The 24,542-nt window shown below is 43.6% G+C and carries 20 protein-coding genes; 17 read left to right on the forward strand and 3 right to left on the reverse strand.

The window, feature by feature from the left end:
* The first annotated feature begins 36 nt into the window (after positions 1–36).
* The 6 genes from OCU78_RS13395 (at position 37) to OCU78_RS13420 (ending at position 5,923) form a co-directional block, all read left to right on the forward strand.
* On the forward strand, positions 37–672 hold the full coding sequence (locus tag OCU78_RS13395; RefSeq protein WP_137375048.1) for a response regulator transcription factor: 636 nt from the start codon (positions 37–39) through the stop codon (positions 670–672).
* 146 nt (positions 673–818) lie between these two features.
* Positions 819–1,445 (forward strand): MarC family protein, encoded by a 627-nt coding sequence (locus OCU78_RS13400; protein WP_137375047.1) that lies wholly within the window; start codon positions 819–821, stop codon positions 1,443–1,445.
* Positions 1,446–1,993: 548 nt separating this feature from the next.
* Positions 1,994–2,260 (forward strand): DUF4212 domain-containing protein, encoded by a 267-nt coding sequence (locus OCU78_RS13405; RefSeq protein WP_137375046.1) that lies wholly within the window; start codon positions 1,994–1,996, stop codon positions 2,258–2,260.
* Positions 2,261–2,270: 10 nt separating this feature from the next.
* Positions 2,271–3,974, forward strand: coding sequence for a sodium:solute symporter family protein (locus OCU78_RS13410; protein WP_137375045.1), 1,704 nt, complete (start codon positions 2,271–2,273; stop codon positions 3,972–3,974).
* Between the two features lie 170 nt (positions 3,975–4,144).
* The gene (locus OCU78_RS13415) at positions 4,145–4,525 is read left to right on the forward strand and encodes a hypothetical protein (protein WP_137375221.1); all 381 of its coding nucleotides are present in this window, start codon (positions 4,145–4,147) and stop codon (positions 4,523–4,525) included.
* Positions 4,526–4,537: 12 nt separating this feature from the next.
* Positions 4,538–5,923, forward strand: coding sequence for a class II fumarate hydratase (locus OCU78_RS13420; RefSeq protein ID WP_137375044.1), 1,386 nt, complete (start codon positions 4,538–4,540; stop codon positions 5,921–5,923).
* Between the two features lie 90 nt (positions 5,924–6,013).
* Here OCU78_RS13420 and OCU78_RS13425 read toward each other — a convergent pair whose 3' ends face one another.
* Both OCU78_RS13425 and OCU78_RS13430 read right to left on the reverse strand, forming a co-directional pair.
* A complete protein-coding gene (locus tag OCU78_RS13425) occupies positions 6,014–9,445 on the reverse strand; it encodes a PAS domain-containing hybrid sensor histidine kinase/response regulator (protein WP_137375043.1) in 3,432 nt (1,143 codons plus the stop codon).
* Between the two features lie 113 nt (positions 9,446–9,558).
* A complete protein-coding gene (locus OCU78_RS13430; RefSeq protein ID WP_137375042.1) occupies positions 9,559–10,749 on the reverse strand; it encodes a 3-phenylpropionate MFS transporter in 1,191 nt (396 codons plus the stop codon).
* Positions 10,750–11,042: 293 nt separating this feature from the next.
* On the opposite strand from OCU78_RS13430, the gene OCU78_RS13435 reads away from it, so the two are divergent.
* The 10 genes from OCU78_RS13435 (at position 11,043) to OCU78_RS13480 (ending at position 22,158) form a co-directional block, all read left to right on the forward strand.
* On the forward strand, positions 11,043–12,869 hold the full coding sequence (locus tag OCU78_RS13435) for a DUF294 nucleotidyltransferase-like domain-containing protein (protein WP_137375220.1): 1,827 nt from the start codon (positions 11,043–11,045) through the stop codon (positions 12,867–12,869).
* 125 nt (positions 12,870–12,994) lie between these two features.
* Entirely contained in the window at positions 12,995–13,624 is a 630-nt protein-coding gene (locus OCU78_RS13440) for a 3'-5' exonuclease (protein ID WP_137375041.1), read from the forward strand.
* A 275-nt stretch (positions 13,625–13,899) separates the two neighbouring features.
* Complete coding sequence (gene acs, locus OCU78_RS13445; RefSeq protein WP_137375040.1) at positions 13,900–15,849, forward strand: acetate--CoA ligase; 1,950 nt, start codon at positions 13,900–13,902, stop codon at positions 15,847–15,849.
* A gap of 327 nt (positions 15,850–16,176) precedes the next feature.
* Positions 16,177–16,626, forward strand: coding sequence for a type II 3-dehydroquinate dehydratase (gene aroQ / locus OCU78_RS13450; protein ID WP_137375039.1), 450 nt, complete (start codon positions 16,177–16,179; stop codon positions 16,624–16,626).
* A gap of 76 nt (positions 16,627–16,702) precedes the next feature.
* A complete protein-coding gene (accB, locus tag OCU78_RS13455) occupies positions 16,703–17,158 on the forward strand; it encodes an acetyl-CoA carboxylase biotin carboxyl carrier protein (RefSeq protein WP_137375038.1) in 456 nt (151 codons plus the stop codon).
* 15 nt (positions 17,159–17,173) lie between these two features.
* The gene (gene accC, locus OCU78_RS13460; protein ID WP_137375037.1) at positions 17,174–18,517 is read left to right on the forward strand and encodes an acetyl-CoA carboxylase biotin carboxylase subunit; all 1,344 of its coding nucleotides are present in this window, start codon (positions 17,174–17,176) and stop codon (positions 18,515–18,517) included.
* A gap of 187 nt (positions 18,518–18,704) precedes the next feature.
* A complete protein-coding gene (prmA, locus tag OCU78_RS13465) occupies positions 18,705–19,592 on the forward strand; it encodes a 50S ribosomal protein L11 methyltransferase (RefSeq protein WP_137375036.1) in 888 nt (295 codons plus the stop codon).
* Positions 19,593–19,731: 139 nt separating this feature from the next.
* Complete coding sequence (dusB, locus tag OCU78_RS13470) at positions 19,732–20,700, forward strand: tRNA dihydrouridine synthase DusB (protein WP_167494072.1); 969 nt, start codon at positions 19,732–19,734, stop codon at positions 20,698–20,700.
* Positions 20,701–20,723: 23 nt separating this feature from the next.
* Positions 20,724–21,020, forward strand: coding sequence for a DNA-binding transcriptional regulator Fis (gene fis, locus OCU78_RS13475; RefSeq protein ID WP_004729744.1), 297 nt, complete (start codon positions 20,724–20,726; stop codon positions 21,018–21,020).
* A gap of 169 nt (positions 21,021–21,189) precedes the next feature.
* On the forward strand, positions 21,190–22,158 hold the full coding sequence (locus tag OCU78_RS13480; protein WP_137375034.1) for a GGDEF domain-containing protein: 969 nt from the start codon (positions 21,190–21,192) through the stop codon (positions 22,156–22,158).
* A gap of 5 nt (positions 22,159–22,163) precedes the next feature.
* On the opposite strand, the gene zntR is transcribed toward OCU78_RS13480, so the two are convergent.
* A complete protein-coding gene (gene zntR, locus OCU78_RS13485; protein WP_137375033.1) occupies positions 22,164–22,604 on the reverse strand; it encodes a Zn(2+)-responsive transcriptional regulator in 441 nt (146 codons plus the stop codon).
* 321 nt (positions 22,605–22,925) lie between these two features.
* Between zntR and purH the strand changes: the two genes are divergently transcribed.
* Entirely contained in the window at positions 22,926–24,518 is a 1,593-nt protein-coding gene (gene purH, locus OCU78_RS13490; RefSeq protein WP_137375032.1) for a bifunctional phosphoribosylaminoimidazolecarboxamide formyltransferase/IMP cyclohydrolase, read from the forward strand.
* The last annotated feature ends 24 nt before the right edge of the window (positions 24,519–24,542 follow it).

Genomic DNA, 24,542 nt, shown 5'->3' on the forward strand with positions numbered 1-24,542 from the left:
TAAAAGTTAACTAAATTGTTAAAAGTGTAAAATGTCATGGACTCGACCTACACCATTATCATTGCTGATGACCACCCTCTTTTTCGCAACGCTCTATTTCAGTCGGTTCATATGGCGATAAGCGGGGCTAATTTACTTGAAGCAGACTCACTCAATGCACTACTGACCCTCCTTAAAAAAGAAGATGAGCCAGATCTATTACTGCTTGATCTCAAAATGCCTGGTGCAAATGGCATGTCAGGGCTTATTCAATTGAGAGCAGAATACCCAGATTTACCTATTGTCGTGATTTCTGCCAGTGAAGACGCCAGCGTCGTTACCCAAGTAAAAAGCCACGGAGCTTTTGGATTTATTCCGAAATCGAGTGACATGCGAGAATTAGTCAGTGCATTAAATCAAGTATTAAACGGTGACCCTTTCTACCCTGAAGGTCTGATTACTAATAACGCTGCATGTAACGATCTAGCGGAGAAAATATCCACTCTCACCCCTCAACAATACAAAGTGCTCGGCATGCTTTCGGATGGTTTACTCAACAAGCAAATCGCGTACGAGTTAAATGTTTCAGAAGCAACTATCAAGGCACACATGACTGCAATCTTTCGTAAATTGGACGTAAAAAACCGCACTCAAGCCGTCATCCTTCTACAGCAGGTGGAAACCGAGCAGTAAGTAACATCACAATATCTGAGCTGAATTGAATGTCTTTTTCAGCTCTCACATTGTGATGACTTAAAGAGAATAACAGACGCTATAATGAATAAGATTGCTGCCCTAGCAATCTTTATCCCTCTGTCCGTAACTCTGGGAGATTTACTTTGCTTACTAGTATCATCATTACTCAGTTTGTTGTTCTTTGGGCTGTTATTGACCCAATTGGCTCTGTACCTGTCTACTTATCTCAAACTCAACGCTTAACCCCTGCACAAAGACGCAAAGTGGCTTTGAAAGCCGTGGCGATATCTGCTGGCGTTTTATTGTTTTTCCTTATCGCTGGGCAACTTCTTCTTGAGGCCATGCAAATTCCACTTCCTGCATTTCAAGCGGCGGGTGGGCTTGTTTTATTGCTGTTTGCGTTATCTATGATTTTTGGGGAAAGCAAACCCGAGCAAGAACAAAAAATCTCTGAGGAAGTCAGCCATTCTCAACTAGCTGATTTGGCTGTCTACCCATTAGCTATTCCATCCATTGCTTCTCCCGGAGCAATGATGGCTATTGTTATGTTGACTGATAACCACCGCTTTTCTTTGATTGATCAGAGTATTACTGCCGGTGTGATGCTCGGTGTCTTAGTCATTACTTTACTGCTTTTACTAGCAGCGAATAGCATCCAAAAGGTCATTGGTAATGCAGGAGCTGCTATTATCAGCCGCGTAATGGGGCTTATTCTTGCAGCAGTAGCAGTGAATAACTTACTGCTCGGTATTAAAGATTTTTACATGTAACCCTTTAACCAATTTAAAAATGTTGTCCTCAATGACTAAGCCGGTGATTGAGGGCAATCTTCCTTGTAAGCCGTGCTTGTCTAAAGCTCAGATACTCTCAAATTTAGAGCTCAGTTTTTCTTATTCTTAAGGTTTTCTACTCAGAGTTCTTCTTGCACTTAGCCCCCTTCATTCTTAACCCTTTTCATACTTAGCCATTTATACTGAAGCTTCTCTTATTTAGCCCTTATAATGCATAAAGACACCTATGTTCCATGCCCCAATCCGCCGTTTATTTTCAATAATTTTCATTTTATTGCTCAAAAGATCCCTTCAAAGTACCCTCAACCTTAGACCTTTGGCTAATTTAACAACAAATTAACATCACACTTTCATTGCCGACTTCCCTTAAAGCCCCATTAAGTGGAGATCTTACGCTTTTATTAGCCCGACTAAAGTTGCACAGAGTTATTGACTTATCCTTGTTATCTTTTAAATCGTAACATTACGTTAACATGGTAATTTTCTACAGAAACAGTTTTTACTGAAACGGAATTAAGGAGAAGGCAATGGCGTTCGAATCGACAGAACATGCTCAAGCCTACTGGAAGGAAAACTTGGGAATTATGGGAACACTACTCGCGGTATGGTTTGTAGTGTCTTACGGCGCAGGCATCTTATTTGTGGATGCCCTTAACACCATTCAATTTGGCGGTTTCAAGCTAGGTTTTTGGTTCGCCCAACAAGGCTCCATTTATACCTTCGTGGCGCTGATATTTATTTACGTTGTTCGCATGAATGCGCTCGACAAAAAATATAACGTACAGGAAGACTAGAGGCTAGAACATGGATATTCAAACTTGGACGTTTATTCTCGTCGGTATTACTTTCGCAGTCTATATCGGCATCGCAATCTGGGCTCGCGCGGGATCAACCAGTGAGTTCTACGTAGCTGGCGGTGGTGTACACCCTGTTGCGAATGGTATGGCAACCGCTGCAGACTGGATGTCAGCTGCATCATTTATTTCAATGGCTGGTATCATTTCATTCGTAGGGTATGACGGTGCGGTTTACCTTATGGGTTGGACTGGTGGTTATGTACTACTTGCTCTATGTTTAGCTCCTTACCTACGTAAGTTTGGTCAGTTTACGGTTCCAGATTTCATCGGTGAGCGTTACTACTCAAGAACCGCGCGTATGGTTGCTGTATTTTGTGCAATCTTCGTATCGTTTACCTACGTAGCAGGTCAAATGCGTGGTGTGGGCGTAGTATTCTCCCGTTTCTTAGAAGTCGACATTAACCTTGGTATCATCATTGGTATGGGTATTGTTTTCTTCTACGCTGTACTTGGCGGCATGAAAGGCATCACTTATACGCAGGTAGCTCAATTCTGTGTCCTCATTTTCGCTTTCCTTGTCCCAGCAATCTTCACATCAATCATGATGACTGGTAACCCACTTCCACAAGTTGGTATGGGGTCAACACTTTCAGGTACCGATGTTTATCTACTAGATAAACTGGATGGGCTAACCGAAGAACTCGGATTTACCGCCTATACCGAAGGTAACAAGAGCATGGTGGATGTATTCTTCATCTGTGCAGCTCTAATGGTTGGTACTGCAGGTCTTCCACACGTAATCATTCGTTTCTTCACAGTACCACGTGTACGTGATGCTCGTATCTCAGCAGGTTGGGCACTCCTGTTCATCTCTTTGCTATACACAACAGCACCAGGTGTTGCAGCATTCGCTCGTGTAAACATGATCGAAACTATCAATGGTCCTGACATGCAAGGTGTTCCAGCAGCAGAAGCACCAAGCTGGTACCAAAACTGGGAAAGCACTGGTCTAGTTGGTTGGGAAGATAAGAACGGCGATGGCAAAATGTTCTACTCGGGTGATGAACGCAACGAGATGAAGATTAACCGCGACATCATCGTACTGGCTTCACCAGAACTTGCGAAACTACCAAACTGGGTTGTAGCACTACTGGCTGCAGGTGGCTTAGCCGCTGCACTATCAACTGCTGCAGGTCTACTACTGGTTATCTCAACGTCTATCTCTCATGATTTACTGAAGAAAGGCTTCAGACCAAACATGACCGACAAACAAGAGCTATTAGCCGCACGTATTGCAGCAATGGTCGCAATTGTCGGGGCGGGTTACTTAGGTATTAACCCTCCAGGTTTCGTAGCTCAAGTAGTGGCATTTGCATTCGGCTTAGCGGCAGCATCCTTCTTCCCTGCAATCATCCTAGGTATCTTCTATAAGAAGATGAACAAGGAAGGCGCAATCGCAGGTATGTTAACGGGTATTGCCTTCACAGCAAGCTACATCATTTACTTCAAATTCATTAACCCAGCAGCAAGCACACCTGAAAACTGGTGGTTTGGTATCAGCCCAGAAGGCATCGGTACGCTAGGTATGTGTCTAAACTTTGTAGTATCAATTGCAGTGAATAAAGTAACAGCTGAAGTTCCACAAGATGTACAAGAGATGGTTGAGAACATCCGTTACCCTAAAGGTGCAGGTGAAGCTCACGACCACTAAGACCTAGTGAAAATATAAGATTCAAGTTGGATTGTAGGGATTCAAATTGAAACGACCTGAAGCCGATGCTGATAGCATCGGCTTTTCTTTTATAAAGAGGTTGTGTTTAAAAACCCAAACGATAATAATTATCATTACATTATCGAAAGATTTTTATGGAAGAACTTTCTATGGAAGAGCAAAAAATTCTCTACTCAATGTTTTACAAAGCACAAGATCGCTTTGCGGCACCCACGACTTCAGCGGGTTTCGAGCCCGACGTTATTCAAGAATATATCCACTGCGGGATAACACTTGCTTCCTATTATGAAAAACACGCTGAAAACGAAAACATCTTACTTTGTGAACTATTTTTACGTCAGATCTTCCTCCATTTGATTGAAGCAATCGAATCTCCTCAGCGCAGCATGATCTTCCGCCGAGTCTGCCTCGATTCTATTTACTCACCTCTTTATTGTTTAAAACGACACTACTGCCAACAAGTTGAAGGTAATGCTCGCTACCAATCCCTACATAGAAAATTACAACAAGTCCAAGCACCACTTGGCTAACAAGGATAGAAGATGACCCAAGAATACAGAATTGAAACGGACAGCATGGGTGAAGTCCATGTACCTAAAAACGCGCTATACCAAGCACAAACTCAGCGAGCAGTAGATAACTTCTCTTTCAGTTCGCACACTATGCCAACTCGCTTCATTCAAGCTCTCGCCTACATCAAGCAATCAGCGGCGAGTACCAATGCACAACTGGGCTTATTGGAAGGTGATATTGCTGCTGCAATTATCGATGCGAGCCAAGAAATTATTGATGGCGACCATCTTGATCACTTCCCTATCGATGTATATCAAACGGGCTCAGGCACTAGCTCAAACATGAATGCTAATGAGGTAATCGCCACTCTCGCTTCTACCCAACTTGGTGGCAACGTGAACCCGAATGATCACGTGAACATGGGGCAAAGCAGTAATGATGTCGTGCCTACTGCTATCCAAGTGAGCGTAGTCATGGCTGTTCAAAAACAACTATTGCCCGCTTTAAATCACCTAACATCAGTGCTAGAAACCAAGCAGTCAGAGTTATCTAACGTGGTAAAAACGGGGCGCACGCACCTAATGGATGCCATGCCGATCACTTTTTCTCAAGAACTGGGTGGGTGGAAATATCAAATTGAACATGCCCAGCAAGGAATTGAACATAGCCTTGCTTCTGTCACAGCTCTAGCTCAGGGCGGGACAGCCGTTGGAACAGGGATCAATGCCGATCCGCGTTTCGCTAGTAAGTTTGCAGATAACCTATCTCAAGCCACGAAGCTTAAGCTCACAGCAAGCGACAACTTCTTTTTCAACCTAAGTAGCCAAGATGCGATCGTCGCATTATCTGGTCAGCTTAAAACAGCGGCAGTGGCGATCATGAAGATCTCGAACGATCTTCGCTGGATGAATTCAGGTCCTCTTGCTGGTCTTGGCGAAATTGAGTTGCAAGCTTTGCAGCCTGGTTCTTCTATAATGCCAGGCAAAGTGAACCCTGTGATTCCCGAAGCGGCTGCCATGGCTTCAGCTCAAGTCATTGGCAATGACACTACCATTACCATTGCTGGGCAATCAGGCAACTTCCAACTCAATGTGATGCTGCCTGTGATTGCACACAATATTTTGGAAAGCATTGAGCTGCTATCCAATAGTGCCGTTTCCTTAGCAGATAAAGCCATCGCTACATTTACAGTTAGACAAGATAACTTAGATTCAGCACTTTCTAAAAACCCAATATTAGTCACCGCTCTTAACCCTGTGATTGGTTATTTAAAAGCGGCTGACATTGCCAAAAAAGCCTATAAAGAAGGGCGCCCAATTTTAGATGTCGCAGAACAGGAAACAGATTTAAGCCGAGAAGAGTTAGCTCGCTTACTTGATCCAACCAAGCTAACTCAAGGCGGTATCGCGGATTAGGTTATCCGTGATTTAAGTTAACTACGATTCAATAAAAAGAAGGTCTCAAGTGAGACCTTCTTTCTGTTTGTACTCTTACTCTTAAAAAGCCTAAGCAAGTCGATTCAAAATGGCTCTTAGTTTTAATGGTTTAACAGGCTTAGCTATGAATCCAAAACCGTTTCCTTTGATCGCAGACATCATGTCATCCGTTCTATCTGCACTAATAATGACTCCTTCGAAGTTATTACCCAAGCGCAGTCGGCACTGTTGCAGCACTTCTAACCCAGTTCGACCATTGTCTAGCCTATAGTCAGAGAAAATCACATCTGGAATCCAATCATCATCCAAAGCTTTTAGACTTTGAACCAAATCTGTTGCTGTTTTAATTTCACAGCCCCACCTACCAATTAAATTCTCCATCCCCACTAAAATTTCAGGTTCATTATCCACGCATAACACTTTCAAATGATCTAAGTCGCTGGTCGGCGTGACGGCTTGAACAATCTGAGGCGCAATAATTTTTTCAGCTCGGTTAAGAGTGATAGAAAAGACGCTCCCTTCCCCTGGCCACGATCGCATAGAGATATGATGATCCAACACGTGCGCAATCCCTTTTGAAATCGCGAGCCCTAACCCTAATCCTTGATCAGCACGGACTTGGCTACCACGAGTAAACTCTTCAAAAATTTCTTGCTGCTTATCTTCATCAATACCCGTTCCGTTATCCCATACATCAATACGAACTTGCCCATTCACACGACGAGCACCCAACACCACTTTTCCTCTCGGGTTATAGCGGAAAGCATTAGTTAAAAAGTTCTGAATTACACGTCTCAATAATTTAGGGTCAGACTCAATAAATAATGATGAAGGAATCATCTCAAATTGTATGTTTTGTTGCTTAGCCAGCGCGCTGAATTCAGCATTAAGATTGGATAGCACATCATTAATTGAAAACGCATGCACATGAGTTTCTAATTTTCCTGACTCCAAACGAGAAATATCCAGCAAATCGCCAATCAAATCTTCAGCAGCCCCAAGTGCACTTTCAATGTGGGAAGACAGCTGCTTCACTTCAGAATCTTTAGCCACTTCAGATAGTGAAGAGGCAAACAAGCGAGCCGCATTAAGTGGTTGCATGAGATCATGGCTTACGGCTGCTAAAAACCTCGTTTTTGATTGGGATTCCAATTCAGATTTTTTGGTTGCTTTCACTAATCGATGGTTAAGTTTTTCAAGCTCTTGAGTACGCTCGTGAACCCTAGATTCCAAACTTTCGTTGGCTTCTTTAAGTGCTTGTTCGGCTTGTCTGAATACCGTGATATCGGTAAAACTCATCACAAACCCACCGCCAGGCATTGGATTACCTTGAACCTCAATCACTCGACCGTCAGCACGAATTCTCGAAGAGGTATGCCGAGTACCTTGCTCCAAGTGGTACACACGGCGACGAACATGATCTTCAGGATCGCCGGGACCACACAAGCCTTGTTCAGCATTATGGCGAATGACATCTGAGATCGGTCGACCAACTTGTATCAAACCTGCGGGGAATTCAAATAACTCTAGATAACGCTGATTCCACGCCACCAAGCGCATTTGCTTATCAATTACAGCAATGCCTTGTCCAATGTGCTCGATTGCACCTTGTAGTAAGCCCCGGCTAAAGTCATAAAGCTCTGATGCTTCATCCACAATGGTCGCCACTTCTTCAAGCTGCATGTTTCTGCCTTGCAAAGCAGAAGTAAGTACTAACTTGGCAGACGAAGCTCCAAATACACCCGCTAAAACTCGCTCCGCATGGCGAATCAAACTCTCAGGTGCTTGCTGATTAGGTAACAAAGGAGGACCTTGCTGCTGCCAGTAAGTTTGGAAAGCAGACTTAGCTCGCGGTCGTCCAACAAAACGGGATGCTAGCATCTCCAATTCAGCAACCGTGACTCGCCCTTGATACAAGCTGATGTTTTCATTCTCAGGCAACGGTGTGCCAATGAAAGATGCCGATTGTAAGCGTTCACTTAGGCTTGGGCGCGTCAGTAACGACACCGCGATATAACATAAAGTATTCACACTCACACTGAGGACGATTCCCCAATCTGAGCTACTAATTTCCCAACCACTCAATATTTGTGGTGGGGTAATCAACCATAGCAATAAGTTAGTTTCACCATCTCCGGCAAGCATGCTGGTTTGGCTCATCAGAGTAATAAGCCAAATTAGGAATCCAAACATTAAACCGACATAGACGCCTTTACGATTACCCAAACGCCAGTACATGCCGCCGATTAATGCAGGTGCAAATTGAGCAATGGCTGCAAACGATAAGAAGCCGATGGCAGAAAGTGAGTGGATACTATCTAAAGCCTGATAGAACCCCCACGCACCGAGCAACAACAGTAAAATCAGCGCCCGACGAATAATGAGCAGTAAACCAGAAAAGTGTCGGTGAGTTCGTTGCGATAAACGCATACGACGCAGTAATAACGGCATCACTAAATCATTTGAAACCATTATCGCAAGTGCAATTGTCGATACGATAACCATACCACTGGCGGCTGACGTACCTCCAAGAAATGCCAATAGTGCAATGTGATTAGCCCCAACTTCCATTGGCACACTGATGACATAAGTATCTGCTGGCATAGTCGTTAACAACCCTTGCCCAGCCCAAGCAATAGGTAAAACAAACAATCCCATTAAAATAAGGTAGAGAGGAAATAACCAACGAGCCGTATGCAGATCTTGTGGTCTCTCGTTTTCTACTACCATAGTATGAAATTGGCGAGGCAAACAGACGATAGCCAGCATAGTGAGCACTGTGTGGATGGCTAACGTAGGAATATTAGGCGGCTTGTAAGTGGAAGAAGCGACATCCAGTAAGTTGATTTCATTGCTGCTTAACGCTAGATAAATGATGAAAATACCCACGATAAGAAAAGCCACCAGCTTAACGATGGATTCAAATGCCACCGCCATCATCATACCGCGGTGATGCTCTGTATTATCGATATGTCTGGTACCAAATAACATGGTAAAAATGGCTAATGCCCCAACCACAAACCAAGAAACATGGTAGTCCTGATAACCAAAATCATGAGCAAGGTTTGGGGCAACAATATCGAGCCCCATGGTAATACCGCGTAGCTGCAATGCGATATAAGGCAGAATACCCACAACCGCAATTAAGGTAACTGCCACTGCTAGCCCTTGCGACTTTCCGTAACGAGCCGCGATAAAGTCGGCAATTGAGGTAATGTGCTCTCGTTTCGCGATCAAAATCAAACGCGCTAAGACTCGCCAACCCAAAGTAAAAACTAGGATGGGAGCGAGATAGATGGGTAAAAAAGACCAAGGGTTATTGCTTGCCTGACCAACCGTTCCGTAGAAGGTCCATGAAGTACAGTACACCGCAATGGAAAGGCTGTAGATCCATGGTCGCCAACGAGATAACCAGCGAGTCTGTCTATCTCCATACCAAGCAATAAGAAATAATACGCCTAAGTACGCGAGTGATACTGGAACGACTATCCAACCTTGCATATAAGCCTACCTTGCATTCATTCATATCCTTATGAAAAAGCCTGCAATGTGCAGGCTTTAATTGAGCAAAGTTTATTAAACTAAGGATAGAGGGCGAACACAATCTGAACGCTCTAATTCTGTGCTTCAGGCTCCGCTTTCGTTTTACTGTTTACATCTGTTACTGAGTGTTTCTCATCAACCTTGATAAACAGAGCAAGAACACCCATTGCCGCCATAAACCAGAAAATATCAGCGCCCCATAATTCATAGCCCCAACCACTCAGAGTGGTCATCAGCGCAATGAATGCACCCAATGGAATTGCGTTGTATAAAGCCTGGAGTGCGACCATTTTGCTTGGCTTTTCTGATTGAATGTATTGGATAGCAGCAATATGTGCCATCGCAAAAGTCACACCGTGTAATAACTGAACCATGACTAATGCGAAGATAGCCGTGGTCGAAGCGGTGATCCCCCAACGAGCCATAACACCAATTGACGCGATAACGAATAAAGTACGTAGAGTCCAGCCTGAAAATAATCGCTTACTGAATGCAAATACCGCGACTTCCGCAACAACACCTAAGCTCCACAGGTAACCTATAATCGCTTCCGAGTGTCCTGCTTCTTTCCAGTAAATCGCACTAAAGCTGTAGTAAGCCGCATGGCTACCTTGGATCAAAGCCATTAGCGTTAAAAACTTCACTACCGAAGGTTCACGCAGCAACTGCATCAGCTTAGGTCTTGTCGCCTCTTCTTCTTGCTGTGTTACTGGCATAATGCTTGGATTACGCATGCACAGGACTAAAGAAAAAAGCACGCCAGCTAATGCCGTATACAAAATCATTTCAGTACCAAACTCAGCGACTAAGAAGCCCACAACCGTTGAACCAGCAATGAAAGCAATAGAGCCCCACAAACGAGTGCGCCCATAGTCCAATAGCTTAATTCGGCTGTAATAGTTCGCCATCGCATCTGATAAAGGAACGATAGGACCGCAGCATAAATTAAACAGAACCGTAGCCAGCAGCATTAGTGCAAAACTGCCTCCAGTAAAGAAATGAAAACCTACGAAAATTAATGCAGCGAGGCTCAACCATCGTAAAGCAGGGATTAAGTGCTCAACTTTATGAATGCGTGGTGTGATAACAAAGTTAGCGACACAACGAGTCGCAAAGCCAGCACCAATTAAAATACCAATGTCGCTTGGCGCAACACCTTGGTCTTCAAACCACAGCGCCCAAAATGGCAGATAAACGCCATAGGCAAAGAAAAAGCCAAGAAAATACTGAGATATCCAGCCATAAGGTGAAGGGTTTTGCATCGCGAAGACCTATTAAAGAAGACAGAAAAGAGCATTGATGAATTATGCCTAGCTTATTGCTTACGAAAAAGGGAATAAAACGACGTTGCAAATTTCCGTATTAGAAATATGGAAGCCAATATTGCCTTTTAAACTCATCGATTCACCACTACCTTACTTAAGCTTAATTACTATTTAACCTAAGCTTCATCACTATCTAGATTCAGCTTCTTCGTTTTCTAGACTAAAGTCGTCTAGCGCTCAACTCGATTTTTGGCAAACTGAGATCATCACTCCTTTATTGTGCGACGATGATGCCTGATAAATTTAATATGCAGTCTCCGCCTTTTGATCGTTTATCCGAAAGCGAACAATTGACCTTACGTTCTTCATTGGATGTCGCATACTATCGAGAGCAAGAAGTCATCGTTGAGGCCAATAAACCGAGCCACCACCTGCATATACTGATTAAAGGTGCCGTTGAAGAACGATCGCCTGACAACAAAGAAATTTACGCGCACTACGCCAATGACGATATTTTTGATGTAAGAAGCCAATTCAATGAGCAGGTAAAGCACCAATATATCGCTCTCGAGGACACCTTAAGCTATCTGCTCCCTTCTCATGTTTTTTTAGAGCTTTACAACGAGAACGGGCAATTTGCCGCTTACTTTGATAACAACCTTGCTAAACGCAAACAGCTTATTAAAGAAGCTCAAGAGCAACAAAACTTGGCGGAGTTTATTCTTACCAAAGTTGATAGTTCTATTTATCACCCGCCACTGATCCTCACTCCAGAACAGCCAATCAATCAAGTGACTCAAGCATTAAAAGAAAGCGGATTAGATTCAGCACTGGTGCATTTGGCCTACGATGATCCTAGAACTATAGGAACTCCAAAGCCCTATCCTTATGCCATTGTTACCCGCACCAATATGCTCCATGCAGTTATGATAGATAACCTCCCACTTGATACGCCCGTGGGGGATATTGCGACTTTTCCAGTGTTCCATGTGGAGGAAGATGACTTTCTTTTTAATGCCATGATTACCATGACAAGAAACCGCATGAAGCGAGTCATGGTCTGTGATGGCAGCGAAGCGATTGGCATGCTCGATATGACTCAAATATTAAGTGCCTTTTCCACACACTCACACGTTCTGACTCTGCGTATCGCGAGAGCAACCAGTATTGAAGAACTTGCACTCGCATCAAATAAACAACGTCAACTTGTGGAGAGTCTTTTAAATAATGGTATTCGTACCCGGTTTATCATGGAATTAATATCAGCCGTTAATGAGCAAATAATTGAAAAGGCCTTTGAGTTAGTCGTTCCACCCGCTTTACATAATCATTGCTGTTTCGTTGTATTAGGGTCTGAGGGTCGTGGAGAGCAAATTTTAAAAACCGATCAAGATAACGCTCTCATCATTCAAGATGGACTACATTGGCATCAATGCGAATACGTGATGGAAAACCTGACTCACACCTTGCAACAGCTGGGCTACCCTCTTTGCCCAGGTAACGTAATGGTCAATAATCCCAAATGGGTGAGCTCCCAACTCGAATGGAAAAAAACACTCTCCAATTGGGTACATTCGGCGACACCCGAAAAAGTCATGGACATTGCGATTATGGCAGATGCTCACGCTGTCGCCGGTAATAAAGAATTACTTGAACCAATCCAGAAACACCTCAGTGAATTAATGGCCGGGCAAGAGTTAATCCTCACTGAATTTTGCCGACCTGCACTGAATTTCTCAGTCCCGTTAACACTCTTTGGTAATGTAAAAAAATCGAAGTCTGGTTTGGATATCAAGCAAGGCGGTATCTTCCCTATAGTGCATGGTATTCGTGCATTAAGCTTGGAATACAATATTCCTCATAAAAATACCTTTGACCGCATCAATGCCTTAGTCAAGAGAAAGGTTCTTGAACAAAGTACAGCCGATAATTTAAGTGAGGCACTTAAACAATTTTTCAAGTGGAGATTGGCACAAAGGCTCACCCAGCAGCACAGCAGTAATAAGCTAGATATTAAGTTAATGGAGAGATCAGACCGAGACTTACTCCGCCATAGTTTGCATGTGGTCAAAAAATTCAAACAATGGCTTGGTTACCACTACCAAGTTCGTGATTAAGCTATGCCAATGTATATCTATTTATCTATGGCGAGCCCAAGGTTATCTATGATTAGCCAAAAACTATCTGTGATAAACCAAAGGCTGCCTGTGATAAGCCAAAGACATTTCATGAGCCTCTTTCTATGAATGGGCTTACTCGACGGTTCTGGCATTACAAGCTAAAGGGTTCACCTTACAGAGAGCTTTTTACTGCCCCACATCAAAGTGAATATGTATCGCTTGATTGTGAAACCACCAGCCTGGATCCAAACCGAGCAGAACTTGTCACTATTGCGGCAACAAAAATCATCGGCAACCGTATTATTACCAGCCAACCCTTCGAAGTTCGTCTTAGGGCTCCTCAATCTCTAGATTCTGGCTCTATCAAAATCCATAAGATTCGTCATGAAGATCTTAAAAATGGTATCGAAGAAAAACAGGCTCTAATTGAACTTCTCGACTTTATCGGCAACCGCCCGCTTGTGGGCTACCATATACGATATGACAAGAAGATATTGGACCGAGCATGCATCAAGCAACTCGGTTTTCCCATGCCAAACAAACTCATTGAAGTCAGTTTGCTCTACCAAGACAAGTTCGAAAAACATTTGCCTAATTCCTACTTCGACTTAAGTCTTGACGCCATTTGTAAGCAACTTGGGCTTCCCCAACAAAACAACAAGCACGACGCTCTACAAGATGCTATCTCTGCCGCTTTGGTCTTCGTTCGTTTAAAACACGGTGACTTACCGCGTTTCAACTCTTCCCATTGAAAACTAGCTCTTAATAATCAACGTTAGATCAATCTCGCAAATTTCAACATAAGTCGCTATTTTATAAACTTAACGCCCCTTTTTTTAAGTAGAAAGCGGCGTCTCATCCTAAAGTCTAATTGTAGAAATTCCCCACCTAGCCGAGAGTGATAGCACGACAGGCAGTCAATAAAAGACAATTCAAATAAATGCCATGTTTAAAAAACAGCTAGCGGAATTAGCGCATAACGGAAATTGCCCAGTTCACATGGAATGAAGGCACAAGGAGAGAAGCAATGAGTGAAGCCCACGTTTATCCAGTACAAGACAATATCAAAGCAACCACACACGCGGATAATGACACTTACCTAGCCATGTACCAGCAATCTGTATCTGACCCAGAAGGATTCTGGGGTGAACACGGAAAAATAGTAGATTGGATTAAACCCTTCACCCAAGTAAAAAACACTTCATTCGACCCTGGTCATGTGGATATTCGCTGGTTTGAAGACGGGACATTAAATGTTTCAGCAAACTGTATTGATCGTCACCTAGCCGATCGTGGTGACGAAGTCGCTATCATTTGGGAAGGCGATGACCCTGCCGATGATAAAACACTGACCTTCAATGAATTACACAAAGAAGTGTGCCTGTTTTCAAATGCTCTAAAAGAGCAAGGCGTACGTAAAGGTGATGTAGTGTGTTTATACATGCCAATGGTTCCAGAAGCCGCGGTAGCAATGTTGGCTTGTACTCGAATTGGTGCCGTACACACAGTCGTGTTCGGCGGTTTCTCTCCTGAAGCACTATCAGGCCGAATCATTGATTCAGATTCAAAAGTAGTCATTACAGCTGATGAAGGCGTGCGTGGCGGAAGAGCTGTACCACTGAAGAAAAACGTTGATGAAGCACTGACCAACCCAGAAGTGAAAAACATTGAGAAAGTCATTGTTATGAAACGTACGGGTGGCGATGTGGAATGGCATGAACATCGTGATGTTTGGTGGCATGAAGCGACAGCGACAGTTTCAGAGGTCTGTGAACCGGAAGAAATGAAAGCCGAAGATCCGCTATTCATTCTTTATACTTCAGGATCAACAGGTAAACCAAAAGGGGTTCTACACACTACAGGTGGTTACCTCGTTTACGCGGCAATGACGTTTAAGTATGTTTTTGATTACCAAGAAGGCGAAACCTTCTGGTGTACTGCTGATGTAGGTTGGATCACGGGTCACACCTACCTTGTTTACGGACCACTTGCGAATGGTGCAAAAACAATCTTGTTTGAAGGTGTTCCAAACTACCCAAATACTAGCCGTATGAGCGAAGTAGTCGATAAGCACCAAGTGAATATCCTCTATACCGCACCAACCGCGATTCGCGCATTGATGGCAAAAGGTAATGAAGCCGTTGAAGGTACTTCTCGTGATAGCTTACGCATTATGGGATCAGTAGGTGAGCCAATTAACCCAGAAGCTTGGGAATGGTATTATAAAACAATTGGTAATGAGCAATCTCCGATTGTCGATACATGGTGGCAAACTGAAACTGGCGGTATCTTAATAGCCCCTCTTCCAGGAGCAACTTACCTGAAACCAGGTTCTGCAACTCGCCCATTCTTTGGTGTTCAGCCAGCCCTTGTTGATAACATGGGGAACATCATCGAAGGCGCTACAGACGGTAACCTAGTTATTCTTGATTCATGGCCAGGGCAAATGCGTACAGTTTATGGTGATCATGAACGTTTTGAGCAGACCTATTTCTCTACATTTAAAGGTATGTACTTTACAAGTGATGGTGCTCGACGCGATGAAGACGACTACTACTGGATCACAGGTCGTGTCGATGACGTACTAAACGTCTCTGGTCACCGTATGGGTACTGCGGAAATCGAATCTGCATTAGTTGCTTTCGATAAAATAGCAGAAGCTGCCATTGTTGGTATTCCTCATGATATCAAGGGGCAAGCAATCTATGCTTACATCACACTCAATGACGGTGAGTTCCCTACAGCTGAACTTCATAAAGAAGTGAAGGACTGGGTAAGAAAAGAGATTGGACCGATAGCCACGCCAGATGTACTGCACTGGACTGACTCTTTACCAAAAACACGCTCAGGTAAAATTATGCGCCGTATCCTACGTAAAATTGCAACAGGTGATACCAGCAACCTTGGCGATACATCGACTCTTGCCGACCCTAGTGTAGTTGATAAGCTTATTGCTGAAAAAGCAGAAATTGCATAACAAGCTTCACACTATGCTTTTACAAGCTGTTTAAAACAGCAACATTTACAAACCGTCACCTGTGTGGCGGTTTTTTTGTGCCTGATCTTGATCTCAATTATCCGTACAAAAATTAAGGTAGCGAACCTTTTTTGATAAGTTAGTAACAACTCCCGACCTGAACTATAGGTGATTAGACCAGTAATTTGCTGCGATTTTCGCTGAATTAGCTATAATCTGGGTCTAATTTGAAAATTTGGACGTTTCACCTCTGGTAAATACGTCTAAATTGTAAATAAAATGGGAACATTCGCACTCGTTGTCACGATATAGGAAGATACCCTCACGATGTCTACAAAGTTACGCATTCTAGTTTTAAATGGTCCAAACCTTAACCTTTTAGGACTACGAGAGCCTGCACACTATGGTTCTCAAACACTCGAACAGATTATTGAATCTTTAACCGAGCAAGCAAACGCGCAAGACGTCGAGTTGTCGCACCTACAATCTAACCGTGAGTATGAACTGATCGAAGCCATACACAGTGCTTATCAGTCCATTGATTTTATTATAATAAATCCAGCAGCTTTCACTCATACCAGTGTTGCGTTACGAGATGCATTATTAGGAGTCGCGATACCATTTATTGAAGTACACCTATCGAATGTTCACGCACGTGAATCATTTCGCCATCATTCTTACCTTTCAGATAAAGCAGAAGGTGTGATTTGTGGCTTAGGTGCTCAAGGTTATCAATTTGCTTTGATGGCAGCGATTAATAAGCTGACGTCAAAATAACTGTCTAAAGACAGAACTAATACTTACCTACTCAGTCATAGAGTCAGGTCAATCAACAGATAAAGAGAAAGAAACAATGGATATTCGCAAAATCAAAAAGCTAATCGAATTGGTTGAAGAATCTGGTATTTCTGAGCTAGAAATCTCTGAAGGTGAAGAGTCAGTACGAATCAGTCGTAACAGCCCTGTATCTGCAGCACCTGTTCAATACGCAGCGGCTCCTGTTGCAGCGGCTCCTGTTGCAGCAGCTCCTGTTGCGGCAGCTCCTGTCGTTGAGGCTGCACCTGCAGTTCCTGCTGGTCACCAAGTTCTTTCTCCAATGGTTGGTACTTTCTACGGCGCACCAAGCCCAGATGCAAAACCATTCGTTAAAGTTGGTCAATCTGTAACTGCTGGCGAAACTCTATGTATCGTTGAAGCAATGAAAATGATGAACCAAATCGAAGCTGATAAATCTGGTGTTGTAACAGCAATCCTAGTTGAAGACGGCCAACCAGTTGAGTTCGACCAAGCTCTAGTAATTATCGAATAATAGAGAACACTCATTATGTTAGATAAATTAGTAATTGCGAACCGTGGTGAAATTGCACTGCGTATTTTGCGTGCCTGTAAAGAGCTTGGCATTAAGACCGTTGCTGTTCATTCAACAGCTGACCGCGATCTTAAGCACGTACTTCTTGCAGACGAAACAATTTGTATTGGTCCTGCTCGCGGTATCGACAGCTACCTAAACATCCCTCGCATTATTAGCGCAGCGGAAGTAACGGGTGCAGTTGCGGTACACCCAGGCTACGGTTTCCTATCTGAAAACGCTGATTTTGCTGAACAAGTAGAACGTAGCGGTTTCATCTTTGTTGGCCCTAAAGCGGAAACTATCCGTATGATGGGTGACAAAGTATCGGCTATCACTTCAATGAAGAAAGCTGGTGTACCTTGTGTTCCTGGTTCAGATGGTCCACTAGATGATGATGAAGCGAAAAACAAAGCTCACGCTAAGCGTATTGGCTTCCCAGTAATCATCAAGGCTTCTGGCGGCGGCGGCGGTCGTGGTATGCGTGTTGTTCGTTCTGAAGCGGAACTGACAGAAGCTATCGCGATGACTCGTGCTGAAGCAAAAGCTTGCTTCAATAACGATATGGTTTACATGGAAAAATTCCTTGAAAATCCTCGTCATATTGAAGTTCAAGTTCTTGCAGATGGTCAAGGTAATGCTATCCATCTTGGTGAACGTGACTGCTCAATGCAACGTCGTCACCAGAAAGTTGTGGAAGAAGCACCAGCGCCAGGCATCACTGAAGAAATGCGTAAATATATCGGTGACCGCTGTACTCGAGCATGTCTTGAAATTGACTACCGCGGTGCAGGTACATTTGAATTCCTATACGAGAACGGTGAGTTCTACTTCATCGAAATGAACACTCGTATCCAGGTTGAGCACACGATTACTGAAATGGTAACAGGTATCGACCTAGTGAAAGAGCAACTTCGCATCGCTGCGGGTCAGCCTCTATCATTCACACAGGATGATATTAAGCTGCGCGGTCACTCAATCGAATGTCGTATCAACGCGGAAGATCCAGTTCGTTTCCTACCATCTCCAGGTAAGATTGAACGCTTCCACGCTCCAGGCGGCATGGGTGTTCGTTGGGAATCTCATATTTACACTGGTTACACAGTGCCACCACACTACGATTCAATGATTGGTAAGCTGATCACTTACGGTGAGAACCGTGATGTCGCTATCGCTCGTATGAAGAACGCATTGGGTGAGATGATTGTTGAAGGTATTAACGTTAATACTGAACTTCAACAGGCTATTATGAACGACGAAAACTTCCAACATGGTGGTGCAAACATCCACTACCTTGAGAAGAAGCTTGGTCTGCAATAGAAATCAGCCTTCAGTAACGTGTTCCCTATAGAATACTAAAAATGCTCACTTCGGTGAGCATTTTTGTTTTTATCGGTCCGAAAAATTCAATCGATATTCCCCTATTTTATCGTTGGTGTTTTCGTGAACTTGCTCATAATTTCTGCTAGACTCGCCATCCAAATTTTATCACATAGAAGATGCAGCCATGCCTTGGATTCAAATCAAGCTCAATGCAACCAATGAAAATGCCGAAACAATTGGCGATATGTTAATGGAAGAGACTGGCGCTCTTTCTGTAACTTTCCTTGATGCTAAAGATAATCCTGTATTTGAACCTCTGCCGGGTGAAACTCGACTTTGGGGTGACTGTGACATTCTCGCTTTATATGATGCAGAGGTTGATACAGGGCTTGTTATCCAGCAGATAAAAGCCAGTGGTATGTTCCCTGCTGATTTCGCTTACAAAGTTGAACAGCTAGAAGATAAAGATTGGGAACGAGAGTGGATGGATAACTTCCACCCAATGCAGTTTGGCGAACGACTATGGATTTGCCCAAGCTGGCGTGACGTTCCAGATCCAACAGCTGTCAATGTTCTACTAGACCCTGGTCTTGCATTTGGTACTGGTACACATGCTACTACCGCACTTTGCCTTGAATGGTTAGAAAGCATCGACTTAACAGGTAAGACCGTTATCGACTTTGGTTGCGGCTCTGGCATTTTAGCGATCGCTGCGATCAAACTGGGCGCAGAAAAAGTAGTTGGGATCGACATTGATCCTCAAGCTTTAGTCGCTTCTAAAGATAATGCCGAGCGTAATGGTGTTGTCGATCAACTTGAAGTGTATATGCCTCAAGATCAACCTGAAGGCTTAATCGCAGACGTGGTCGTAGCAAACATTTTAGCTGCACCTCTTCGTGAACTATCAGGCATCATCAAAGGTCTCGTTAAACCAAACGGACAACTGGCAATGTCGGGTGTTTTAGATACACAAGCGGAAGATGTTGCGAACTATTATCGTGACGAGCTTCACATTGATCCGATAGCTTCTCAAACTGAGTGGTGCCGAATCTCTGGTCGCAAGCAAGGCTAGACAAGACTTTGCAGCCTAATTGATTGAATTTTATGCAAATTACAAAAACAAATTGTAAATGCTCAAATATTAGTCTTTTCACGCAGCAAAAAAATGCGTAAAATGCGCGCCCTTGCTAGTACAGAACTGTGATGACGTTTTGAAAATTGGAAACTATCAACTAAAGAACAATCTAATCGTTGCTCCTATGGCTGGCGTGACGGATAGACCATTCCGAGAGTTGTGTCTTCGCTACGGTGCGGGGATGGCAGTCAGTGAAATGATGTCCTCCAATCCTAAAGTTTGGAAAACGTCGAAGTCTCAGCAGCGAATGGTACATGAAGGCGAATCGGGCATTCGTTCTGTACAAATTGCTGGTGCAGATCCACAGCTGATGGCTGAAGCTGCGCAATTCAATGTAGGTAACGGTGCGCAAATCATCGATATCAACATGGGTTGCCCAGCTAAAAAAGTAAACAAAAAGCTCGCGGGCTCTGCTTTGCTCCAATATCCAGATCTCATTGAAGATATCTTGAAAGCGGTCGTGAATGCAGTCGATGTTCCAGTAACATTGAAAACTCGTACGGGTTGGGACACAAGTAACAGAAATTGTGTCCACATAGCAAAAATAGCCGAAGACTGCGGCATACAAGCTCTTGCTCTCCATGGGAGAACTCGCGCATGTATGTACAAAGGAGAGGCAGAATACAAACACATTAAAGCGGCAAAACAAGCTGTCTCGATACCGGTTATTGCTAATGGTGATATCGATAGCCCAGAGAAAGCTAAGTTTGTACTGGAGTACACCGGTGCGGACGCTTTAATGATTGGTCGCCCTGCCCAAGGTCGCCCATGGATTTTTAACGAAATCCTACACTATTTGGAAAACGGTACCACGATGCCAGAGCTTCCAACTGAGGAAGTGAAAAGTATCATGCTTGGTCATGTTCACGCTCTACATGAATTTTATGGAGAGTTTTTAGGCCCTCGCATTGCTCGTAAGCATGTGGGTTGGTATTTAAAAGAACATGAACAAGCGAGTGAGTTTCGCCGTACCTTCAACGCTCTCGAGGCAGCTGAGCTGCAACTTGAGGCGCTAGAAGGTTATTTTGATCACGTTGCACTATAATTACGAGAAGAGCTAGACCGAATATGTTCGAACAAAATCTGACTTCAGAAGCATTGACAGTAACGACAGTTACATCACAAGACCAAATCACGCAGAAGCCTCTACGTGACTCAGTTAAAGCATCATTGAAAAATTACCTTGCTCAATTAAACGGTCAAGAAGTCAGCGAGTTATACGAGCTAGTATTAGCTGAAGTGGAACAGCCACTACTAGACACTATCATGCAGTACACTCGCGGAAACCAAACTCGCGCAGCAACTATGATGGGTATTAACCGCGGAACTCTTCGCAAGAAGCTTAAAAAATACGGCATGAACTAATCGTTCTTTCGTAATTTTCGATTTAAACCGAGTTCACTTTGTGGATTCGGTTTTTTTATACGTAAAACAAATTAAACGAACAAATATTAGCCAATTTGTGATCCGTTAGGATTGATAACCCCCGAGTGACCGATATAATGGTCGATTATTCTTATATTCGGGATGCTACATGGTTGATATGCAAAGGGAAGAATGGCTCAGCACCTTGCTAAGCGAGCTTCCTGATCGTCATCTGCTGATCGATAAGAATGGATTAATCATTGAAAGCTTTGGGCATATTCCCCTTTCTACGGCGCTTTCTGACAATCCGACAATCAATACGCTTCTCCCACCATCTCTTGCGGAGCAATTAATGCAGCATGCATTACACGCTTTAGCATCCGGAGAGCTCAAACAATTTCGTTATTCCATTTCACCTTGTCAGCAACTACAGCTTTCTATTGAAGAATTGGAATCGTTAAGCAACACCGAAGAAAGATGGTTTGAATCTACTCTAAAACCACTGACACGTACGAATAACGCCCCTTATATACTCTGGCAAGAAAAAGACATAACAGAAGCTTACCTGCACGAAGCCGAGCTCAAGAGGTTATCTGAAACTGATGAGCTAACGGGTATTTTGAATAGAAGAGCGTTCTTACTCGGTCTCGAAAATGAAATGAAACAATCACAAAAGCAAAACGTAGCCTGCTTAATGATTGATATTGACCATTTCAAAGAAATTAACGACCGTGTGGGTCATTTGTCTGGAGATGAGGTAATCACTCAAGTTGCGCACATTTGCCAACAGTCTATCCGCTCGAACGACTACATTGGCCGTCTAGGGGGAGAAGAGTTTGGAATAGTGCTGCCGAATACCAGTGCAATTGAAGCTTACAGTACCGCAGAAGCAATCAGAACGAGTATAGAGTCTACACCATGCACTGTAGATGGGCATACCATCTACCCTACAGTGAGTATTGGGCTAGCTGAATTAAATCCAACGGTCACATCTGTTCGTGAGCTATTAGTTCAAGCAGATAAAGCCATGTACTACTCAAAGCAAACAGGTCGTAATCAGGTCACTATTTATTATGATAACTTACCTACTATCAAAATAGACTCACCTTTAAATGCCAACATCCTTCAAGCTTCTTAGACCTGTTATATGTTGTCGTGCTGACAACACGAATCTTCATGCTCCTCACTTGCAAATGCTCCTAATATCGAGCAATGACTAGCATCATCATCCACGTGCCCACAGCAAGCATCATTAATTTTCTTCAATGCCGTTCTAATTCTTCCCAGTTCTTTGATTTTTTCATCTATAACAACTAATTTGGCAGTCGTAATCGCTTTTACTTCAGCGCAACTATGCTCAGTTGCTTCCAGCTTTATTTCCAGCAACTCTCTGATTTCATCCAAGCTTAAACCCAGTTCTTTTGCTTTAAGAATGAAACTGACTTGTTTTTGGTTTTCTTCACTGTAAATACGATAGCCTGAGTCACTCCTACCCGCAGGTGCAATAAGTTTATTTTTTTCATAAAAGCGCAATGTATCGGCAGTAACACCACATCTTTTTGCTAATTCACCAATCTGAAACATAATTTCGACTCTTTGGTTATCTTCTTCTATTAACCATCTCGTTACTTTTGAAGCTGAAATGGCATTTTTCCTAATTAATTTTGAGATGCCAAACGATTGCGCGAGCTTTTTTGTAATAAATTAGTTAGAATCTGCGCCATCAAATTTGGAGTTGGTTATCTTATATGTTGATTATAAGAACGCCCCAAAGGTCTTTACCAAAACTGACCAATATTTTATCTCTTACCAGTATCTAGAATAACCTAAGGTGGGAAGGTAGAAACAAGTTCTTTTTTGGCAAATATCTTTATTTTAACCCCATGAATTTGAGGAAATGGAAGCATGAATAACGCTCGTCCAATTCGCCGCGCTCTAATCAGCGTATCAGACAAAACTGGTATCGTTGAATTTGCACAAGCTCTTGCTAACCGTGGTGTAGATATCTTATCTACTGGTGGCACTGCTCGCCTGCTTGCTGAAAAAGGCATCTCTGTTACAGAAGTATCTGATTACACTGGTTTCCCAGAAATGATGGATGGCCGTGTTAAGACTCTGCACCCAAAAGTTCATGGTGGTGTTCTAGGCCGTCGTGGTCAAGATGATGACGTGATGGAAACTCACGGTATCAACCCTATCGATATGGTTGTTGTAAACCTATACCCATTCGCAGAAACCGTTGCTAAAGAAGGTTGTACCCTTGCTGACGCTGTTGAGAACATCGACATCGGTGGTCCAACAATGGTTCGCTCTGCAGCGAAAAACCACAAAGACGTAACTATCGTGGTTAACGCACACGACTACGAGCGCGTTGTTGCTGAAATGGACGCGAACGAGAAGTCTCTAACGCTAGAGACTCGCTTCGACCTCGCTATCGCAGCATTCGAGCACACAGCTTCTTACGACGGCATGATAGCAAACTACTTCGGCACTATGGTTCCATCTTACGGTGAGAACAAAGAAGGTGATGAAGAGTCTAAGTTCCCTCGTACATTCAACCAACAGTTCGAGAAGAAACAAGACATGCGCTACGGTGAGAACAGCCACCAAGCAGCCGCATTCTACGTTGAAGCGAATCCTGAAGAGGCATCAGTATCGACTGCTCGCCAAATTCAAGGTAAAGCACTTTCTTACAACAACATTGCTGACACTGACGCAGCACTTGAGTGTGTAAAAGAGTTCAGCGAGCCAGCATGTGTCATCGTTAAGCACGCTAACCCATGTGGTGTTGCACTAGGTGAAGACATCCTAGAAGCTTACGACCGTGCATTCAAAACAGATCCAACGTCTGCATTTGGCGGCATCATTGCTTTCAACCGTGAACTAGACGCAGCAACAGCAACGGCTATCACTGAGCGTCAATTCGTTGAAGTTATCATTGCACCATCTGTTTCTGCTGAAGCAGTAGCAATCGTAGCGGCTAAGAAAAATCTTCGCCTGCTTGAGTGTGGTGAGTGGACAACTAAGACAACTGGTTTTGACGTGAAACGCGTTAACGGTGGTTTGCTAGTTCAAGATCGTGACCAAGGCATGGTGTCTGAAGATGACCTGAAAGTGGTTTCTAAGCGTCAACCAACAGCTGAAGAATTGAAAGATGCTCTATTCTGCTGGAAAGTTGCTAAGTACGTTAAATCTAACGCTATCGTTTACTCGAAAGGCGACATGACTATCGGTGTAGGCGCTGGTCAGATGAGCCGCGTTTACTCAGCTAAAATCGCAGGCATCAAGGCTGCAGACGAAGGTCTACAGGTTGAAGGTTGTGTAATGGCATCTGATGCGTTCTTCCCATTCCGTGACGGTATCGACGCGGCAGCAGAAGCGGGTATCAAATGTGTAATCCAACCGGGCGGTTCTATGCGTGATGACGAAGTTATCGCTGCAGCAGACGAACACGGCATGGCGATGATCTTCACAGGCATGCGTCACTTCCGCCACTAATATTGGTTTATCTAAACGATTAGT

Source organism: Vibrio gallaecicus (assembly GCF_024347495.1).
Taxonomy (GTDB): Bacteria; Pseudomonadota; Gammaproteobacteria; order Enterobacterales; family Vibrionaceae; genus Vibrio; species Vibrio gallaecicus.

Bases quoted from the DNA above. Each gene is read 5' to 3' on its own strand.
- fis (WP_004729744.1), top strand. From the start codon at position 20,724: ATGTTCGAACAAAATCTGACTTCAGAAGCATTGACAGTAACGACAGTT.
- OCU78_RS13405 (WP_137375046.1), top strand. From the start codon at position 1,994: ATGGCGTTCGAATCGACAGAACATGCTCAAGCCTACTGGAAGGAAAAC.
- acs (WP_137375040.1), top strand. From the start codon at position 13,900: ATGAGTGAAGCCCACGTTTATCCAGTACAAGACAATATCAAAGCAACC.
- OCU78_RS13430 (WP_137375042.1), bottom strand. From the start codon at position 10,749: ATGCAAAACCCTTCACCTTATGGCTGGATATCTCAGTATTTTCTTGGC.
- OCU78_RS13415 (WP_137375221.1), top strand. From the start codon at position 4,145: ATGGAAGAGCAAAAAATTCTCTACTCAATGTTTTACAAAGCACAAGAT.
- OCU78_RS13395 (WP_137375048.1), top strand. From the start codon at position 37: ATGGACTCGACCTACACCATTATCATTGCTGATGACCACCCTCTTTTT.
- OCU78_RS13480 (WP_137375034.1), top strand. From the start codon at position 21,190: ATGGTTGATATGCAAAGGGAAGAATGGCTCAGCACCTTGCTAAGCGAG.
- accC (WP_137375037.1), top strand. From the start codon at position 17,174: ATGTTAGATAAATTAGTAATTGCGAACCGTGGTGAAATTGCACTGCGT.
- zntR (WP_137375033.1), bottom strand. From the start codon at position 22,604: ATGTTTCAGATTGGTGAATTAGCAAAAAGATGTGGTGTTACTGCCGAT.
- aroQ (WP_137375039.1), top strand. From the start codon at position 16,177: ATGTCTACAAAGTTACGCATTCTAGTTTTAAATGGTCCAAACCTTAAC.
- OCU78_RS13440 (WP_137375041.1), top strand. From the start codon at position 12,995: ATGAATGGGCTTACTCGACGGTTCTGGCATTACAAGCTAAAGGGTTCA.
- prmA (WP_137375036.1), top strand. From the start codon at position 18,705: ATGCCTTGGATTCAAATCAAGCTCAATGCAACCAATGAAAATGCCGAA.
- OCU78_RS13435 (WP_137375220.1), top strand. From the start codon at position 11,043: ATGCCTGATAAATTTAATATGCAGTCTCCGCCTTTTGATCGTTTATCC.
- OCU78_RS13425 (WP_137375043.1), bottom strand. From the start codon at position 9,445: ATGCAAGGTTGGATAGTCGTTCCAGTATCACTCGCGTACTTAGGCGTA.
- OCU78_RS13420 (WP_137375044.1), top strand. From the start codon at position 4,538: ATGACCCAAGAATACAGAATTGAAACGGACAGCATGGGTGAAGTCCAT.
- accB (WP_137375038.1), top strand. From the start codon at position 16,703: ATGGATATTCGCAAAATCAAAAAGCTAATCGAATTGGTTGAAGAATCT.
- purH (WP_137375032.1), top strand. From the start codon at position 22,926: ATGAATAACGCTCGTCCAATTCGCCGCGCTCTAATCAGCGTATCAGAC.
- OCU78_RS13410 (WP_137375045.1), top strand. From the start codon at position 2,271: ATGGATATTCAAACTTGGACGTTTATTCTCGTCGGTATTACTTTCGCA.